This window comes from Embleya australiensis, assembly GCF_051903075.1.
Classification (GTDB): Bacteria; Actinomycetota; Actinomycetes; order Streptomycetales; family Streptomycetaceae; genus Embleya.
In genome coordinates this window covers 384,472-403,036 of sequence record NZ_CP182423.1, presented here as the reverse complement: position 1 = coordinate 403,036, position 18,565 = coordinate 384,472, and the positions used below count along the sequence as shown (strand labels likewise).

Sequence of the window (18,565 nt, the reverse complement as noted above, 5' to 3'; positions counted from 1 at the left end):
TGCTCGGATCATCACCGGTCGACGCCCGGGACAGGCCGGCCTCCGCCGCGTCCCGCCCCTTGTCACCGCCCGAAACGCAGGAGTAGCGAACGATGACCGAGACCCTCGTGGAGCGCCTCGCGGCCTTCACCGCGGACAGTGACTTCGACCGGCTGCCCGCCGACGTGGTCGACGAGAGCAAGCGCATCCTGCTCGACTCGATCGGCTGCGCCCTGGGCGCGATCGACGAGCCCAAGGGCCGCATCGGCATCGAGTACGGCCGGATGACCGGGGGAACGGGAGGCGATGCGACGATCATCGGCACCGGTGACCGGGTGTCGGTCTTCGGCGCCGCCTTCGCCAACGGCGAGTTGATCAACACGCTCGACGCCGACGCCGTGCTGCCGCCCGGACACGTCACCCCGTACGTGCTGCCGGGCGCCATGGCCGTGGGCGAGAGCGTGGGCGCGTCCGGCAGGGACGTCATCGCGGCGGTGGCCGTGGCGCACGAGATGTCCTACCGCATCGGCAAGGCGATGGACTACCTGCGGGACTTCAAGGACGGCAAGGTCTACCCGCCGCCGGTATACGGCTACAGCAGCACGGTGTTCGGCGCCACCGCCGCCGTGCTCAAGCTCAAGGGCATCGACCGGGGCGTCCTGGCGCACGGCCTCGGCATCGCGGGGAGCATCGCCCCGGTCAACTCCTTCCGCGCGTGGAGTGAGCACGCCCCGACCTCCACGATCAAATACCTGATGGCCGGAGCGCTGACCCAGGCGGCGCTGACGGCGGCGCACATGGGGGAGTTGGGGCACCGCGGCGACCTGCGCGTGCTCGACGACCGGGAGTTCGGGTTCGCGCGCTTCATTGGGACCAACCGTTGGGAGCCGGACGCCATCGTCGACGAACTCGGCGAGGAGTGGCGCTTCCCCACCGAGCAGTCGTACAAGCCGTACCCCCACTGCCGGATCCTGCACGCCCTGCTCGACTCGCTGACCGAGATCGTCACGGAGCACGACATCAAGCCGGCGGAGATCGACGGAATCAAGGCCTGGGTCGAGGGCTTCGTCGAGCAGCCGCTCTGGGTGAACCGCACCATCGAGCACGTCCACGACGCCCAGTTCAGCATCGCCCACGGCCTCGCGGTCGGCGCGCACCGGCTGCCGCCCACCAAGGCGTGGCAGGACCCGGCGCTGGTCTTCGGCGACTCGGTGATGGGCCTGATGGACCGGGTGACGTACGAGGTCCATCCCCACTACGTGGAGCTGATCTCCGGGAATCCGGCGAGCCGCCCCGCGCTGATCGAGGTCTCGGCGCGCGGGACGACCTTCGTCGGCGAACGGCGCTACCCCAAGGGCAGCAAGTCGCCGGACCCCGAGACGACCATGACCACGGACGAGTTGGTGACCAAGTTCCGCGGCCACGCCGAAGGAGTCCTCCCCGACGCGAACATCGACCGGTTGGTGGACGCCGTCCTCAACCTCGAAACGGTCGGCGACTTCGGCGAGGTGATGAGCCTGGTGGGCCGGATCGACGGTTGAAGCCCGCCCGGGTCGGCATCGGCCGCCGCCGGCCGATTCCGAGCACGGGACGCCGCACCGTTCGGCGGTACCGGCGGGCGCAACGACTCGGATGCACACATCGGCGCCGCCCGCATCGGCGGGCGGCGTTCCCGTGCGAGATCGCGCGGGGGACCGGCGAAGGGGAGTATCGGCAATGGTGTGGCAAGGCAACTACTCGAAGCTCTACATGGGTGGCCAGTGGGTGACCCCGGCCACCGACGAGTCGATCGCGGTGGTGTCACCGTTCACGGAGGAGGTCATCGCGCACGTCCCGGCGGCATCCCGGGCGGACGTCGACCGGGCCGTGGCGATGGCACGGGACGCCTTCGACAACGGCCCCTGGCCGAGAATGTCGCTCGCCGACCGGCTGTCGGTCCTGGACTGCCTCAGCCGGGAACTGGAGGCCCGGCAGGAGCAGATGGCGAGCCTGATCTCGGCGGAGATGGGCTGTCCGATCAGCCTCTCCCGGACGATGCAGACGGCCGGCGGTCTGCTGCTGCTCGACAGCTTCATCGACCTCGCACCGCAGTACACGTGGAGCACGCTGCGCAGGTCGAAGACCGGAAACGCGCTCGTCACCCGCGAACCGGTCGGTGTGGTGGCCGCGGTCGTGCCCTGGAACGCGCCCCTGCTGGTGACCGTGCTCAAGCTGGCGCCGGCGCTCCTGTCCGGCTGTACCGTCATCCTCAAGCCCTCGCCCGAAGCCCCGCTCGACGCGTACCTCCTCGCCGACATGGTGGCGGAGACCGGACTGCCGGCCGGGGTGGTCGGCATCCTTCCCGCCTACCGGGACGTGAGTGAATACCTGGTGTCCCACCCGGGCGTCGACAAGGTGTCGTTCACCGGTTCCACGGCGGCCGGCCGCCGCATCGCCGCGCGCTGCGGGCAGGATCTGCGCCGGGTCACCCTCGAACTCGGGGGCAAGTCGGCCGCCGTCATCCTCGACGACGCCGACCTCGACGTGGCGATGGAGTCGATCCGGGCACTCTCGCTGCGCAACACCGGGCAGGCGTGCAGCAACAAGACCCGCATCGTCGTGTCCCGCACGCGCGAGGCCGAACTGCTCGACCGCATGGCGGAGATGGTGGGCTCGCTGAACATCGGGGACCCCGCCGACCCGGCCACCCACGTCGGTCCCCTGGTCAGCGCGCGCCAGCGCGAGTCCGTGGAGGGCTACATCGACATCGGCCGCCGGGAGGGTGCCGAGGTCCTGGTGGGTGGCAACCGCCCGGCCGGTCTCGATCGCGGGTGGTTCGTGGAACCGACGGTCTTCGTCGACGTGGATCCGTCCATGCGGATCGCGCGGGAGGAGATCTTCGGCCCGGTCCTGTCGGTGATCGGTTTCGACGGCGAGGACGAGGCCGTGGCCATCGCGAACGACTCCGACTACGGGCTCAACGGCTCGGTGTTCACCACGGACCCGGAGCACGCGCTGGCCGTCGCACGTCGCATCCGTACCGGCACCGTCGAACTCAACGGCCACGGGGCCGGCTTCCACGCGCCGATGGGGGGCTTCAAGTCCAGCGGCATCGGCCGTGAGGCGGGCCTGGAGGGCTTCGACGCCTATGTGGAGCCCAAGTCGTACGGTCTCCCGGCCGCCTTGGCCGACGCCCTGTCCTGAGCCTTCGTCTCGACGCTTCCCCTGTCCAGTCCCATCGAGAGAAGGCGTGAACCATGCGGCGCGCAGCCATTGTCAGTCCCGTTCGCACACCCGTCGGAACATTCGGAGGATCCCTGAAGGCGGTTCCGGTCGAGGACCTGGCCGCCACGGTCATCAAGGCGGTGATCGAGCGCAGCGCCATCGATCCGGAACGCGTCGACGACGTCGCGATGGCCCAGTCCTACGCCAACTCCGAGACGCCCTGCATCGGCCGCTGGGCGGCACTGCACGCCGGCCTGCCGCTCTCGGTGCCCGGCTTCCAGACCGACCGTCGATGCGGGAGCGGACTCCAGTCCCTGGTCACCGCCGCGATGATGGTCCAGACCGGAGCCTGCGACGTGGTCCTGGCCGGCGGCGTCGAGAGCATGTCGAACATCGAGCACTACACCACGTCGATGCGGTGGGGCCGGCGCTCGGGCAACGTCGAGATGTACGACCGGCTCGACCGCGGCCGGGAACGCTCCCAGCCCGAGCATCGGTTCGGACCGATCTCCGGCATGGTGGAGACCGCCGAGAACCTGGCGCAGCGCTACGGCATCACCCGCGAGGCCGCAGACGCGTTCGCCGTGTCCAGCCACCGGCGGGCCGCCGCGGCCTGGGAAGCCGGTTTCTTCGAGGACGAGATCGTGCCGGTCGAGGTGCCGCAGCGGCGCGGTGCCCCCGTCCTGGTCGAACGGGACGAGGGCGTGCGCGCGGACTCCACCGTCGAGATCCTCGGCGGGCTCCGCACCCTGCGGCCCGGCGGCACGGTGACCGCGGGCAACGCGAGCCAACAAAACGACGCCGCCGCCGCGTGCCTGGTGGTCGCCGAGGACAAGCTGGCGGAACTGGGCCTGGAGCCCATCGGATACCTGGAGGGTTGGGCGGCGGCCGGCTGCGACCCGGCGGTCATGGGCATCGGGCCGGTACCGGCGGTGGCCAAGCTGTTCGCCCGCACCGGCAAGTCCTTCGACGACATCGACCTCGTCGAGATCAACGAGGCGTTCGCCGTGCAGGTGCTCGCGGTCCTCGCGGAGTGGGGCCGACCCGACACCGATCGACTCAACGTCAACGGCTCGGGCATCTCGCTCGGCCACCCGATCGGCGCGACCGGAGCCCGGATCATGACCTCCATGCTGCACGAACTGCGGCGTCGGGGTGGCCGGTACGCGCTGGAGACCATGTGCATCGGCGGCGGCCAGGGCATGGCCGCCCTCTTCTCCGCCGCGTGAGCACGGCTCGGCTCGATCGCCGGGAAACCCCCGGCCTGCGACAGGACTCGCGATGACCAAGGTCTTCCCTTCCCCCACCGCACTCGCGGCCGCCGCCGGCACGCACGTCGGCACCGGCGACTGGACCACCGTCGACCAGCACCGGATCGACCTCTTCGCCGAGGCGACCGGCGACCATCAGTGGATCCACGTCGATCCCCGGCGCGCCGCCTCCGGTCCCTTCGGCACCACGATCGCGCACGGATTCCTGACGCTGTCCCTGATCCCCGTCCTGGCCAAGGAGGTGTACCGGACCGAGGGGGTGGCCATGGCCGTCAACTACGGCCTGAACAAGGTCCGCTTCACGCATCCGGTGCGGGTCGGCGCCAAGGTCAGGGCGTCGGTGGACCTCGTCTCGGTCGAGGAGGTGTCCGGCGGCCACCAGGTCGTCGCCCGGGTGACCGTCGAGATCGACGGCGCCGACAAACCGGCCTGCGTCGCGGAGACGGTCACCCGCCTCTACGGCTGACCGTCCCGGACCGCCGGCCGCCGTGCCCGTCCCTTCCCATCGCCACCGCTCGAGGAGTACGACCGTGTCCGCACCCACCACCCCCGTCGACCGCGTCGCCGTCGTCACCGGCGCCGCCCGCGGCATCGGCGCCGCCACCGCCCTGCGTCTTGCCCGTGACGGCTTCGCCGTCGCCGTGCTCGACCTGGACGAGGCCGCCTGCGCCGCCACCGTCACCGCCATCGAGAAGGAAGGCGGGCGCGCCCTGGCCGTGGGCGTGGACGTGGTCGATCCCGTGCGCGTCGACTCCGCCGTGGCGCGGGTGGCCGCCGAATTGGGTCCGCCCGCCGTGCTGGTGAACAACGCCGGCGTCACTCGCGACAACCTGCTGTTCAAGATGGACGAGACCGACTGGGACGCCGTCATCGGCGTGCATCTGCGCGGCGCCTTCCTGATGACCCGGGCCGCCCAGGTACACATGACCAGGGCCGGCTGGGGCCGGATCGTCAACCTGTCGTCCGTTGCCGCCCTCGGCAATCGCGGCCAGGTCAACTACTCCGCCGCCAAGGCCGGGCTGCAGGGTTTCACCAAGACCGTGGCCATCGAACTGGGCAGGTTCGGGGTGACCGCGAACGCGGTCGCCCCCGGCTTCATCGTCACCGAGATGACCGCCGCCACCGCCGAGCGGCTGGGTGTGCCGTTCGAGGAGTTCAAGGCGCAGCGCGCGGCCGTCACCCCCGTGCCTCGGGTGGGCGAGCCCGAGGACATCGCCCACGCGGTCTCGTTCTTCGCGAGCGAGGGCGCCGGCTTCGTGACCGGACAGGTCCTGTACGTGGCCGGCGGACCGCGAGGCTGAGCGCCGGGCGACCCGCCGGACCGGTGGCGGCCCTCGGCCGGGCGGTCCCGGGCCGTGCGGGGGCCTGGCGTGTCCGGGGCTGTATTCGGCCCCTGTTGCGGTGGCCCGGAGCGTGTGAGTCTGCCTCGAACCGTTGCGGTCCGGCACTCTGGTCAAGGCACGAAACATAAAATATATTCAGCATTCTTCTTGAGTTCACATTCGCCCGGAAGACGAGGCGCACATCGTGCAGATCACTCCCCCAGTCGAAGCACAGGTCGCTCGTTTGGTGGTCGAGTCGGACTACGACTCGCTTCCGCCCGAGGCCGTACAGGGGGCGCGCCGCCTGATCCAGGACCAGTTGGCCGTCCAGGTCGGCTGCGCGACCCTGCCGTGGAGCCGAACGGTGTCGGGGCTCACCCGCGACCGCCATGTGCCCGGCGTGTCCCACGTGACCCTCACCGGCGACGTGATGAGCGCGGCGGACGCGGCGTTCGTCAACGCGACCTTCGGCCACGGCTTCGAGTACGACGACGCACACCGGGCCAGCTCCAGCCATCCCGGGAGCTGCGTGGTCTCCACCGCCCTCGCGGTGGGCGAGGAGATCGGCGCCACGATGCGGGACGTGCTCCTGGGCATCATCGTGGGCTACGAGGTCTACACCCGGATCGGGGTGCTGGCCGCGCCGCAGCTGCTGGAGCGCGGATTCCACCCGCACGCCGTCCTGTCCGGTTTCGGCGCCGCCGCCGTGGTCGCCAAGATGCGCGGCTTCGACGCGGAGCGCACCACCCACGCCCTGGCCGTCGCGCTGAGCCACTGCGCCGGCACCACCGAGTACACCTCCTCCGGCGGCTCCGTGAAGCGGGTGCACGCGGGCATCGGCACCCGAAACGGCATCCGCGCGGCGGAACTGGCCGAGGCGGGCGTCACGGGCCCCCTTGCCTACCTCACCGGATCGAAGGGCTTCTTCGCCACCTTCGTCGGACGCGAGATCGACCCGACCGCGGCCGTCGCCGCGTTCTCCCCGCACGCCGCGTTCGAGATCGAGCGGGTCTGGATCAAGCCCTACTGCTGTTGTGGCATCAACCACGCGTACATCGACGGCGCACGGCAACTCGCGGACCGCCTCGAACTCATCGAGAACATCGCACTGGGCATCCAGACCGGCGGGAACATCATCGTCGGCACCCGCAACATCAACGCCTACACGCCGCAGAGCATCGAGAACCTGCAGTACAGCCTGCCGTTCCAATTCGCCCTGTCGCTCCTTGGCCGGGGCAACGGCTTCGGCACGCACCGGGCCTACCTGGACGGAGAACTGGACCTGTCCGAGGGCGGCGAGATCGCGACGCTCGCCCGCCGGATCCGGATCACGCCCAAGCCCGAACTGGACACCGCGTACGTCGGCAAGTGGGTCGGTGACATCACCGTCGTCTACCGCGACGGGTCGAGCGAGAGCGTCTTCGTCGACAGCCCCGTCGGCACCGCCGAGAATCCGATGTCGCAGGCCGACCTCGACGCGAAGTTCCGCGATCTGACCGTGGCGAGCCTGGGCGTGGCACGGAGCGAGGAACTGCTGCGCGCCGTCGTCGGCGGAGACCCGGACATGCCGGCCGCGACCTTGGCCGAACTCCTCGTGGTCTGAGCACCACCGGATCCCGTCGGCTCGCCGCGCAGGGAACCGCTCGTGTGTACGGACGAACCGGAAAGAGAAATCCCATGCTTGTTTCGTCAGAGATCCCCACGCTGCTCCCCGAGTTCGTCACGGGGCCCAAGAAGCTCCTGATCGGTGGTGAATGGGTCGAGGCCGCCTCCGGCGAGCAGATCGACGTCGTCAACCCGGCGACCGGCCGCACGCTCGGCACGATCGCCCGGGGCGACGCGACCGACGTCGACCGGGCGGTGGCGGCCGCCCGGCGCGCCTTCGAAGGGGAGTGGAGCCGCTGGACGCCGCATCAGCGGCGCATGCTGCTGCTGAAGATCCACGACATCGTCCTCGACCACTTCGACGAACTCGCCATGATCGAGACGCTGGACATGGGCGCGCCCCTGGCCAGGACCAGGAGTCTCGCCGGATGGACTTCCGAAGTCCTGCAGTTCTTCGCCTCGCAGTGCGACGCCGGCGGCGTCACGACACCGCGGAACTCGCTCCCGGGCGACTTCCTGACCCTGCGGCACCAGGCCCCCGTCGGCGTGGTGGGCGGCATCATCCCCTGGAACGGTCCGCTGATCGGCCTCTGGTGGATCTTCGGCCCGGCGCTGGCCACCGGCTGTACTGCGGTCCTCAAGCCGGCCGAGGACGCCTCCCTTTCGGTGCTGCGCGTCGCCGAGTTGCTGACCGAGGCGGGCGTACCCGACGGCGTCGTCAACGTCGTGACCGGGTACGGCGCGGACGCGGGCCAGGCCCTGGCGGAGCACCGGGACGTCGACCGCCTCGCGTTCACCGGATCCGTCGGTACCGCGCAGGCGATCGTCAGGGCCTCGGCCGGCAACCTCAAGCGTCTGCAGCTCGAACTCGGCGGCAAGTCGCCCGACATCGTCTTCGCCGACGCCGACCTCGACAAGGCCGTGCCCGGCGCCGCGATGGGTGTCTACACCAACAGCGGCCAGGTCTGCGTCGCCGGGACCCGGATTCTCGTCCAGCGTTCCGTGCACGACGAGTTCGTCGAGCGTATGCAGGAGTTCACCCGCACGATTCGGGTGGGGGACGGCCTCGACCCGAATACCCAGCTCGGCCCCCTCGTCTCGCAGCGCCAGCTCGACAGGGTCATGCACTACATCGACGTGGGCGGCGGCGAGGCCCGGTTGGCCGGCGGCGGCAACCGCCTCGGCGGCGACCTCGCCGGGGGCTACTTCCTGGAGCCGACGATCTTCGCCGACGCGACGAACGACATGACCATCGCCCGGGAGGAGATCTTCGGCCCGGTCGCCTCGGTGATCCCCTTCGACGACATCGAGGACGCGCTGCGGATCGCCAACGACACGCCGTACGGCCTCGCGGGGGGCGTGTGGACCCGCGATTTGTCGACCGCGCACAAGGTCTCCCGGGGGATCACGGCCGGGACGATCTGGGTCAACTGTTACGGGGTCCTCGACCCAGCCGTGGGTTTCGGCGGTACCAAGATGAGCGGCTACGGCTGGAAGGGCGCCAAGGAGCACGTCGAGAGCTTCCTGTATCCGAAGGCCGTGTACATCAATCTCGACTAGACCCGGTCCGGCGGATCTTGGCGGGGCCGCGCCGCGAGGCCGCCGGGTTCGGTCCCGGGGCGTCCGGCGGCTGGACCGACCGCACGGTGAGGTCCGGGCCCGGCACTCCGGAATCGGTACCCGGTTTCCTCACGGATCCCGGAGGTCGGCGCCGCTTCCCGCGCCGTCGTCGATCGAGGCGCCCCCGCCGTCCGACCGTGCCGCCGCGACGGACCACGCCCGCGCGGCGGAGTCGAGCATCATGCCGATCGCGTCGGGGTTCGCCTCCGACAGGCCGGTGAACAGACCGTTCGTCCGCAGCGCGATGACGCCCACCAGACAGGCGACCAGGGCCTCGGCTCCGGCCTGCGGGTCGTCCGCGCCCTCGGCGGCCAGTCGGGCGGCGAGCGGCGACACCACGCGAGTGCGCATCTCCTCCGCCGCGGACGCGCGTACCTCCGGCGTGCTGCCCTGGGACAGCAGGGCCTGCACGAGCGGACCCGGCGCCCCGCGCAGGTCGGCCCGGCGCAGCGCGTCCACGGTGTAGGCCCCGAGGTCCAGCCCTTCCGGGGACGCGGCCGCCTCGCGGCCGTCCTCGGCGACCGCCGACCGGTACAGCGCGGCCTTGTTGCCGAAGTACCGTGCGACGAGGGAGCCGTCGACCCCGGCCAGCTCGCCGATGTCCCGGAGCGTCACCGCCTCGTAGCCGCGGCGGCCGAACAGGGCGCGGGCGGCGTGGAGCAACGCGGTTCGCGTGGCGTCGGCGTCGCGCCTTTTGCCGCGCGGATGTTGCCTGGGCGACTCCATGACCAACCCCTTCCGGCCCGGATCGTGTTCAGTGCCCGAAGCCGCGGCGGACGATACCCGACGTGGCCTCGTCCGCCGGCCGCGCGTCGGCGGGGTGGCCTCGGGTCACGACCGCGGACTCGGCCGCCGGAGCCGTGGCACGGCGCGGCGGGAGGACGACGGCGGCGACGACGCCGAGGAAGGTCGCCGCCGCGGTGACGAGGAGGGCCGTGGTGTAGCCGGTTTCCCGAGGGAGCAGGCCGCCGGCGGGGGTGAAGGCGAGCATGACGGCCGAGATCGCGGCGCTGCCGACGGAGCCGCCGACGGTGCGCAGGACCTGATTGAAACTGGTCGCGCTGCCGGTCTCGGAGGCCGGGACGTGGCGGATGACGAGCAGCGGCATGACCGCGTACGAGGCGCCCACGCCGGCTCCGAGCAGGAACGTGCCCAGGACGAGGATCGCCACGTGGTCGCGCCACAGCGCGAGCACGACGAGGTCGAGGGTGACCACGAGGGAGCCCAGGGGAAGCACTCGGTGCGGCCCGAACCGGGCGACCAGGGCGCCGGCGAGACGGTTCGCCGCCAGGCTGCCCAGGGACATCGGCAGCAGGACGAGCCCGGTGACGGTGAGGCTGAAGTCGAAGCCGTATCCGGCCTCGGCGGGGACCTGCGTGTAGAGGTTGACCAGGGACAACACCGCGAACATGCCGATGCCGGTGAGCAGGGCGGTCACGTTGGCCGCCAGGACACCGCGGTTGCGCATCAGCCGGACGTCCACCAGGGGATGGGCTGCGCGGTGGGCCTGGACGGTCCACAGGAGCAGCAGCGCGACCCCGACACCGAGACACCCCAGCGTGGCACCCGAACGCGGCCCCCAGGCCACGCTTTGGCCCACGGCCAAGAGGAAGAGCGCCAGCCCCGAGCACAGCAGCGCGGCCCCGACGAGATCGAGCGGGCGTTGTGGGGTCGAGGAGCCCTCGGGTACGACCCACCGCACCACCATCAGGGCGGCGGCGCTCAGCAGCGCCGCGAACCAGAAGCCGGCGCGGTAGTCCAGGTGTTGGGCGATGACGCCGGTCAGGGGATAGCCGACTCCCGCACCCACGGACGTGGTGATCGACAACGACGCGATGCCGGAACGCATGCGCGGCGGGGGCAGGTGGTCGCGGGCGACGGCGATCGCCAGGGGCAGCAGGCCCATGCCCATGCCCTGGAGGGCACGGCCCGCGAGCAACAGCGGCAGCGCCGGAGCGGTCGCCGCCAGGACGCTGCCCACGAACACGCCCGTCAGCGACACCTGGATGGCCGTTCGCCGGTGCGGCCCGTCGCCGAGCCGGCCGAGCACCGGGCCCGCGATGGCCCCGGCCAGCAGGGTCGCGGTCAGCACCCACTGGGCGGCGCCGAGCGACACGTGCTGTTCCCGGGCGATGGTGGGGACCATCGGCGCCCCAAGCGTGCTGATGACGGAGACGGTCAGGGACGTGAACATCAGGGCGGGCAGCAGGAACCGTATGCGACGGGCTCCGTTCGGGCGCTCGTCGTCCTGCGGGGCGCCCGGGGGAGGCTCGGCCATGCTGCGGCTTCCTTTCGGCGGACCGTTGTCAGCGATCCATGTCATTGGCTGATGACATATTATATGGAGCACAGCCGGACCGTCCGTCAAATGGGTCGAACTCCACCCGGCTCCCGCCCGCTGCCGCGCGCAATCGCGGCCCGAGCGGCATCGTGATCCCCGACAGGACACGACGCGGCGGAGGCCCATCGCCCGCACCGCCGACGTCCGAGTACGTGAAGGAGTACGCATGCCCGAGACGATGGCCGCGTTGTACGGCGGCACCGGCTCCGAATGGGAGCTTCGAGAGGTCCCCGTGCCCGAGCCCGGCCCCGGCCGGGTGCTGGTGCGGACCCGCGCCGTCGCGCTCAACCACGCGGACGCGTCGGTGCTCGCCGCCGCCGACCCGACATCCGGCGGTACGGGCGTGCCCTACCCGGCCGGCTACGAGTTCGCCGGCGAGGTCGTGGCCCTGGGGGAGGGGGTGACCGGCCCGGACGTCGGAACGCGGGTGATGGGCACCACGCCGGCGTCCTTCGCGCAATACGTCCCGGTCGACCACCGGCACCTGGTCCCCGTCCCCGAGGGCATCGGGTACGAGCAGGCGTGCGCGTTGCCCACCGGGCTGCTGACCGAACACGGGTCCCTGACGAGCGGCGGCTTCGAGTCCGGTCAGGCGGTGCTGATCACCGGCGCCACGTCGAGTGTCGGCCTCCTCGGCACCCGAATCGCCAGAGCGCTCGGCGCCGCCACGATCATCGCCACGACCCGTACCGCCGACCGGGGAGCGGTGCTTCGGGAAGCCGGCGCGGACGAGGTTGTGGCCACGGCGACCCGGAACCTCACCGACGCCGTCCTGGACATCACCGGCGGCGAAGGTGTCGACCTGGTCCTCGACCACGTCGGAGGCGCCACCTTCGCCGCGTGCCTGCCGGCCACCCGCGTCGATGGCACCGTGGTCAACATCGGCCGGCTGGACCGGGCCGCGTCCACCATCGACCTGGATGCGCTGTCCTATCGGCACCTGCGCGTACGCGGGGTGTCCTTCGGCTTCTCCCGACCCGCCGAACTCGGCGCGGTGCTTTCCGGTGCCGTGGAAGCGCTGCGCCCCGCCCTGCTCGACGGACGGGTACGGGCGGTGATCGACGGCACGTACACGTTCGCCGGCGCGTCCGAAGCCATGCGGCGGCTGCGCTCGCATCGGGCCCTCGGGAAAATCGTCCTCACCGTGCCCTGACCGACTCCGCCGGGCCCGGCGCGGAACCCGCGTCCGCGCCGGGGTCTTCGGGCGCAACCCGTGCCGAGCCGTATTACAGGTGATTCTTGAAGAACGGCGTGATCTTCTCGAACGCCTGGTCGACCGCGAACGGCTGGTCGTAGAGGTCGTAGTGGCTCGCGCCCTTCACGACCAGGATGTCCTTGTGCTCCGACCGTGCCCGGTCGAAGAGCTCGAACCCGTCGCGGTAGGAGCCGAAACTGCCCGGCACGTCGCCCACGATGATCTGGAGCGGCTGCGTCAGCAGCACCTCGGCCAGGTGGAAGGCGTCCCACCCGACGGCCGCGGCGAGGCCGGACATGCGCAACTTGTTCGGCGAGTTCGGGTTCGCTCCCCGGGGCGTCTTGTAGTAGTCGATGGCCTGGACGGTGTCGATGTCGGTGATGCCGGCCGCCTCCCGCTCCGCCTGGGACTCCGGGATGTAGGTCGTGATCGCCGGCTCCGCGCCACGCGCCTCGGCCGTGCGTTGCCTGCCGATCGCTTCGAGCATCCCGATGGCCGCGCCGGCGCTCAGATCGCCTTCCCGCATCAGCCGTCCGTAGTTGGCCCCGACGACGGTGACCAGCGCCTTGATCCGGTGCTCGGTCATCGTGGCGTTGGCGGCGTAGCCTCCGCCGCCGCACACGCCCAGGGCGCCGATGCGGTCCTCGTCCACGTAGTCGAGCGTCACCAGGTAGTCCACGGCGCAGCGGAAGTCCTCCACGCGCGTGGCCGGGTCCTCCAGGTATCGGGGTTCGCCGCCGCTCTCACCCTGGTGCGAGGCATCGAAGGCGAGGGTGACGTAGCCCTGTTCGGTCAGCCGTTCGGCGTAGACGCTGCCGGCGGTCTGTTCCTTGCAACTGCTGATCGGGTGGGCACAGACGACGGCGGGGTACTTCTTCGTCGCGTCGAAGTCCTTCGGCTGTCGTACGACGGCCGCCACGTCCCAGGTGCGGTTCTTGAATCGTACGGATTCCATGGCTGTTCGCTCCTTGCCGTAGGTGTGGTGGAGGGGCGACGGTCGGGCGTGGCGGTCCGGGCCGCGATTGCGATCGAGGGGCATTCGTCCCACCTTGCCGTCGTTTCGCATGAGACCTCTTCCCCGAGACCCAACGCGGTAGGCAGGGACAGAATCGGCCCCGTTTGGGTTTGCCCCCGCCGCCGCGGTGCGGGTGTGCAGGTTCTCGGACGCTCCCCGGCCGGGGTTCCTCCTACGATTCCGCACGTTCACGACGGGCGGCAGTCGCCGTCGACTGAGCCGCACCATGCGCCACCGGACAGGGAGAGATGCCCATGGCATGCCAGGAACCTTCGAGCTGATCGTCAAGGAAGGACGCCTCGACGAGGTCCTCGCGCGTCGAACCCGCCGAGTGGTGTGTTTCAACGGGAGGTTGGATCCCGATCAGGGATTGGCTTCGAGCCGGGGTCCCATCGCCTGGAAGATCAGGCCCAGTCGTTCCGGGTGGAGCGCTTCGCTGATCGTCATCTCCGGCGTGTTGTAGCGCGCCCCCAGTGCGTCGATCGATTCCTGCAGGTCGTCGGTCTCGAGTTCGTAGATGGCGAGATAGCCCCACGGGAAAGGCGCCTCGGCGCGCTGCTTGTGCGCCAGTGCGAAGCGCTGGGCGGACACGAACCCCGGGACGTCGAGCGCGTCGTGCACATGGGTGTTCGTGTACCAGTCGTTGAACTCGGATTCCTTCCCCTCGACCGGGTTGGTCAGCACGACATAGGTGTATCTCGGCACGATTCCTCCTTGTGCGGGGGCATGTCGAACCCGGGGCCGGCTGTGTGAGGTCGACCGGCTGCGGTCCGTGATCCTGCCACGAGCAGGAATCGGAAGCCATGGGTATGCAGAATATTTTGTGCATGATATGAGTAGTCCATGAGTGAAATCCTTCCTTCCGAGTCCGTGTCCATCGGCGATCTGATGGACCTGAGCGGCCAGACGACCGTGGTCACCGGCGGCGCCATGGGTATCGGCCTGGGTATCGTCCGCCGCCTGTACGAGGCCGGTGCGAACGTCGTGATCGCGGACGTCAACGCGGATGCCCTCGGCAAGGCCCTGGCGGAGTTCGAGGACGCGGCCCGCGTTCGCACGGTCGTCGCGGACGTGAGCAAACCGGAGGACGCGGACGCCATGATCCGGGCCGCCGTCGACGCCTTCGGGTCCCTCGACGTCCTGGTGAACAACGCCGGCATCTATCAGGGCTCGTCGTTCCTGGACATCGGTCTCGAACTCGCGCAGAGCACCCTGGCCGTCAACCTCCTCGGTGTGATGCTCTGTTCGCAGGCCGCCGCCCGGCAGATGATCGAGCAGGGGCGCGGCGGCCGGATCGTCATCGTGAACTCCGTCGAGGCGGTGAACCCGTCGGTGCTGGGACTGGCGCACTACGCCGCGTCGAAGCACGGAGTCGCCGGCATGGTCAAGACGATGGCCCTGGAACTGGCGCCGCACGACATCTCGGTCAACACCGTCTGCCCCGGCGGAGTGCGTACACCGGGCCTCATGCCGTTCCTGGACGAGGACGCGATCGTGGAACTGGAGAAGAGGATCCCCAAGGCGCGGATCGCGGTGCCGGACGACATCGCCCGCGTCGTGCTCTTCCTCGCCTCCGACCTCGCGTCCTACCTGACCGGCACCCAGATCGTCGTCGACGGCGGCCAGACGCTGCGCGGCTGCGCGGTCTGATCGGGGGACTGCCCCCGGCAGGGTGGTCCCGAAACCGGAAGGGGTGGCGGGCGGGAATTCCCGCCCGCCACCCCTTCTTTTCGCCCCTCGGCTCGGTCGAAGCGAATGCGGAGGTATCCGAGCGGGCCTGGACCGTGGCCGAGGTGCCCCGGGACCGCCGGCTGAGCGAGCGGGGCCACGTGACCTTCGAGGATCTGCTGCCGGAGAACCTGATCGCGGTCTATTCGATGCTGGGCGCCTTCCGATCCGCGGCCGGGCGCCTGGACCGGGAGTTCGAAGCGGAATACACCGTGCGCAGCGCGAGCGTTGCGCTCAGTCTCGTACACGCGGGGCTGGGGGTGACCGTGCAGCCCGAGTGCCTGGTCACCCGGGACACGCTGTCCGGCGCGGCCACGGTGGAACTCGCCGAGCCGTGGGCGGTGCGAAAGATCCACATCGCCACCGCGCGTGGGCGCACCGTGAGCCCGGCCGCGCGCGCGTTCGTCGACCGGCTGCTCGACCGCCCGGCGGACGACCGCGGGAGCACGCGCCCCTCCTGAGCGTCCACCGGCAGCGACGAGTGTCCACCCGTGGCGCTATGGCGTGACGCGCTCGACCAGCGAGACCTTGACGTGGTCCGGACGCTTCAGGGTTCCGTCGGGGACGAGTTGCACGGTCGTCTTGACGTTGAGCGCGGAGCGGATCCGCCGCTCGATCGTGGCACGTAGATCGTCCTGCTGTTCCGGCGCCAATCCCGCGGCGTACTCCACGACCAGGGGCAGCGGCCGCTGGGTCGAGTGGCCCTCGAAGTCGGCGCGGATACGCATCTCCCCGGTCGTGGCCGGCGTCGACTCGGACACCAGCTGCTTGATCGCCGAGGGGAACAGATTGATCCCGCGCACGATCAGCATGTCGTCCGTACGGCCTATGCAGCGCACCTTGAAACCGGTCCGGCCGCACGAACAATCGGTCCCGGTGACCACGACGTGGTCCCTGGTGCGAAAACGCAGCAGCGGCGAGGCCCGGCGGCGCAGCGCGGTGTAGACGAGTTCGCCCTGGGCGCCCGCGATCGGCGCCACCCGCTCGCCGGTCTCGGGGTCGATCAGTTCGGCGATCAGCAGGTCCGGTGACAGGAAGTGCATGCCGTCGCCCGCCTCGCACTCGCCCCAGTACGTGCAGGCGATATCCGTCCCGCCGAGCATCTCCCGCGAGGTCGCGCCCCACAGGGATTCGAGCCTGTCGCGAACGGTGGGCAGGCCGCCGCCCGGCTCACCGCCGACGCTGATGGCGCGGACACCGAGTTCACGGGCGGGTCGGCCGACGATCAGCGGTGCCTGTTCGGCGAGGTGGGCGAGGAAGTACAGGGTGCCGATCAGGGCGTTCGGGCGCTGGTCAGCCTGCACCCGAAGCAGCCGTTCCGCGCCGGCCTCCGCACCGAAACCGCTCGTCCTGGACCGCCCGCGCGTGCGCCGCCGAAACAGTCTCGATCGGACTCCAGTACTTCTTCGAGAACGGAGCAACGGTCATGACGCCTCCCTTGATTCCCGGAATGTCGATGGCGGCCCCGTCGCCATCACCGAAGCGGGGCGGGCCCGCGCGCCGACCGCCGCGAACCCGCCCCATGACTCGATCCCTTGCGCCTGGAAGTCACCCGACGCGCGCGGGTCGATCGTTGACGACCCGTCAGGGACGGCCGACCGAGATCTCCCGCACCGCCCGGGCCTGCGGGCCGCCGCGGCACTCGACGACCGTGCCGTTGTAGATCAGTTCGGTCGAACACCCCTCGTCGTCGGTCACGGTCACACTCACCGTCCGGGGACCGGCCGTGGCGTAGCGGTGCGTGACCACCGGCGACGAGGTGGTCTGCGTCGACCCGTCCCCGAAGTCCCACCGGTAGCCGGTGACCCGGCCGTCCGCGTCGGAGGACTTCGCGGCCGAGAAGATCCGGGTGAGTCCGAGACCCTCGCCGTCCACGCGAAGCGCCGCCGTCGGGCCCTGGTTCGGCGTGAGGAACGCGTTCGAGCCGTCGTGCCAGTACAGGCCGGTGTCGATGGCCGGCGACCCGGTCGCGGTCAGGCTGCCGTCGCCCTTGACCGCATAGCTGGTCACCTTCCCCAACTGCCGCGGGGTGCCGGTCATCGCGTACATGACCTTCCCGTCGGCACTGAGCACGACCCGGGCGGCGCCCGGGCTCGCGTAGGGCGAACCGGGGAGGGCATTCAGGCGGCCGTCGGGGCCGACCTGCCAACCGGAGATCGTGTTGCCCGTCGCATTGGCGACATAGACGCGGCGGGAGTCCGAGGTGAAGATCGGACCGTGCGGCGTGCCACCGCTCGGGAAGGGGGAACCGGCGACGGGAGTGAGCGCCCCGTCCTCCCCGATGCTGTAGCCCGACAGGTCGCCACTGGCCTCGTTGCCGACGAACAGGTAGCGGCCGTCGGCCGATACGGACGGGATCGCCGGCTTCATCCCGGTCGGGACGGGCGCACCGACGGGAGTGAGGCCGGCATCGGGCGCGATCGCGAAGCTCGACATGGTGTCCGTCAGGAAGTTGCTCACGAAGAGATGGCGCGCGTCGGGACTGATCACCACCTGACTGATCCCGCTGGGAACCGTGGCCGGCGGTGCGCCGGTCGGCGTCAACGCCCCCGACGGCGAGATCGCGTAGGACAACACCTGCCCCGTCTCACCCATGGCGACCGTCACGAACAGGCGGGTGCCGTCCGGGGTGACCGCGGCCCCGATCACCGGGCCCGGGGCGGCGGTCTCGGCGAACCGGGTCAGCGTGCCGCCGGGCTCGATGTGATAGCCGGTGATGCTCCCCGGGACCACCGCGAGCGTGCTGAGTTGCAGCCCCGCGCTCACCGAATACAACGTCCGGCCGTCCGGCGTGATGGCCATCCCCAGCGAGTTGGGACCGGTGGCGAACGGGGTCGCGGAGACCGGCCGCATCGCGCCGCCCCTGGTCACGGAAAGTCCGGCGATCGCCGGCGTGGCGAAACCACCGACGAACAGGGGCCGTTGCGACGTCGCGGACGAGTTCGATCCGGCAGCGGCCGACGAGGCGCCGTTGGCGGAGGTGGAGACGGCGACCGATCCTGAAGCGACCAGCGCGACCGTACATGACACCGAGAGTGCGATACGCCGTGAGCGAGCCATCGGGAACCTGGCCATACGGTTCTCCTCTTTTTCTGAAGTCGGATAAACGCCCGCGTTCGAGGAGTACTCGTTCGGGCTCCACCGTCCATCGCGTTCGGTCGATGCCGTGCTGCGCAGCGGACCTCGCGACGAGGTGCCCCCTTGTCTATCCGAGCCCGTCATCGGCGAGTGTCCGGATTTCTGGACAGTCGGGCGTGCGGGATCCAACGCGACGACGCCGGCCCC

16 protein-coding genes are annotated in these 18,565 nt (G+C 70.5%); 10 read left to right on the top strand and 6 right to left on the bottom strand.

Features of this window, described 5'->3' with window-relative positions; translation table 11 throughout:
* Positions 1 to 92 precede the first annotated feature (92 nt).
* The 7 genes from ACMXN5_RS32145 to ACMXN5_RS32115 all read left to right on the top strand — a co-directional run bounded on the left by ACMXN5_RS32145 (position 93) and on the right by ACMXN5_RS32115 (position 8,941).
* A complete protein-coding gene (locus ACMXN5_RS32145) occupies positions 93 to 1,520 on the top strand; it encodes an MmgE/PrpD family protein (RefSeq protein ID WP_439678410.1) in 1,428 nt (475 codons plus the stop codon).
* 175 nt (positions 1,521 to 1,695) lie between these two features.
* Positions 1,696 to 3,162 carry an aldehyde dehydrogenase gene (locus ACMXN5_RS32140; protein ID WP_439678409.1) on the top strand — a complete coding sequence of 489 codons (1,467 nt, stop codon included), beginning with the start codon at positions 1,696 to 1,698 and terminating at the stop codon, positions 3,160 to 3,162.
* Between the two features lie 53 nt (positions 3,163 to 3,215).
* Complete coding sequence (locus ACMXN5_RS32135) at positions 3,216 to 4,412, top strand: acetyl-CoA C-acetyltransferase (RefSeq protein ID WP_439678408.1); 1,197 nt, start codon at positions 3,216 to 3,218, stop codon at positions 4,410 to 4,412.
* A 52-nt stretch (positions 4,413 to 4,464) separates the two neighbouring features.
* Positions 4,465 to 4,920 (top strand): MaoC family dehydratase, encoded by a 456-nt coding sequence (locus ACMXN5_RS32130; protein ID WP_439678407.1) that lies wholly within the window; start codon positions 4,465 to 4,467, stop codon positions 4,918 to 4,920.
* A gap of 64 nt (positions 4,921 to 4,984) precedes the next feature.
* On the top strand, positions 4,985 to 5,755 hold the full coding sequence (gene fabG, locus ACMXN5_RS32125; protein ID WP_439678406.1) for a 3-oxoacyl-ACP reductase FabG: 771 nt from the start codon (positions 4,985 to 4,987) through the stop codon (positions 5,753 to 5,755).
* Positions 5,756 to 5,981: 226 nt separating this feature from the next.
* Complete coding sequence (locus ACMXN5_RS32120; RefSeq protein WP_439678405.1) at positions 5,982 to 7,379, top strand: MmgE/PrpD family protein; 1,398 nt, start codon at positions 5,982 to 5,984, stop codon at positions 7,377 to 7,379.
* A gap of 74 nt (positions 7,380 to 7,453) precedes the next feature.
* Entirely contained in the window at positions 7,454 to 8,941 is a 1,488-nt protein-coding gene (locus ACMXN5_RS32115; RefSeq protein ID WP_439678404.1) for an aldehyde dehydrogenase family protein, read from the top strand.
* A gap of 129 nt (positions 8,942 to 9,070) precedes the next feature.
* Here the strand turns inward: ACMXN5_RS32115 and ACMXN5_RS32110 are convergent, their stop codons facing one another.
* Positions 9,071 to 9,727 (bottom strand): TetR/AcrR family transcriptional regulator, encoded by a 657-nt coding sequence (locus ACMXN5_RS32110; protein WP_439678403.1) that lies wholly within the window; start codon positions 9,725 to 9,727, stop codon positions 9,071 to 9,073.
* 28 nt (positions 9,728 to 9,755) lie between these two features.
* Positions 9,756 to 11,279: an MFS transporter gene (locus ACMXN5_RS32105; protein WP_439678402.1), complete on the bottom strand. Its 1,524-nt coding sequence runs from the start codon at positions 11,277 to 11,279 to the stop codon at positions 9,756 to 9,758.
* Between the two features lie 229 nt (positions 11,280 to 11,508).
* On the opposite strand from ACMXN5_RS32105, the gene ACMXN5_RS32100 reads away from it, so the two are divergent.
* A complete protein-coding gene (locus tag ACMXN5_RS32100; protein WP_439678401.1) occupies positions 11,509 to 12,495 on the top strand; it encodes a quinone oxidoreductase family protein in 987 nt (328 codons plus the stop codon).
* Positions 12,496 to 12,568: 73 nt separating this feature from the next.
* On the opposite strand, the gene ACMXN5_RS32095 is transcribed toward ACMXN5_RS32100, so the two are convergent.
* Positions 12,569 to 13,492: an alpha/beta hydrolase gene (locus ACMXN5_RS32095; RefSeq protein ID WP_439678400.1), complete on the bottom strand. Its 924-nt coding sequence runs from the start codon at positions 13,490 to 13,492 to the stop codon at positions 12,569 to 12,571.
* A 423-nt stretch (positions 13,493 to 13,915) separates the two neighbouring features.
* Complete coding sequence (locus tag ACMXN5_RS32090; RefSeq protein ID WP_439678399.1) at positions 13,916 to 14,257, bottom strand: hypothetical protein; 342 nt, start codon at positions 14,255 to 14,257, stop codon at positions 13,916 to 13,918.
* Positions 14,258 to 14,395: 138 nt separating this feature from the next.
* Here ACMXN5_RS32090 and ACMXN5_RS32085 point away from each other — a divergent pair, with 138 nt between their 5' ends.
* A complete protein-coding gene (locus ACMXN5_RS32085) occupies positions 14,396 to 15,202 on the top strand; it encodes an SDR family NAD(P)-dependent oxidoreductase (RefSeq protein ID WP_439678398.1) in 807 nt (268 codons plus the stop codon).
* Between the two features lie 143 nt (positions 15,203 to 15,345).
* A complete protein-coding gene (locus tag ACMXN5_RS32080; RefSeq protein ID WP_439678397.1) occupies positions 15,346 to 15,741 on the top strand; it encodes a LysR substrate-binding domain-containing protein in 396 nt (131 codons plus the stop codon).
* A 36-nt stretch (positions 15,742 to 15,777) separates the two neighbouring features.
* On the opposite strand, the gene ACMXN5_RS32075 is transcribed toward ACMXN5_RS32080, so the two are convergent.
* Positions 15,778 to 16,584, bottom strand: coding sequence for a phenylacetate--CoA ligase family protein (locus ACMXN5_RS32075; protein ID WP_439678396.1), 807 nt, complete (start codon positions 16,582 to 16,584; stop codon positions 15,778 to 15,780).
* Positions 16,585 to 16,864: 280 nt separating this feature from the next.
* Positions 16,865 to 18,547, bottom strand: a complete 1,683-nt coding sequence (locus ACMXN5_RS32070; RefSeq protein ID WP_439678395.1) for a PKD domain-containing protein — start codon at positions 18,545 to 18,547, stop codon at positions 16,865 to 16,867.
* Between the last annotated feature and the right edge of the window lie 18 nt (positions 18,548 to 18,565).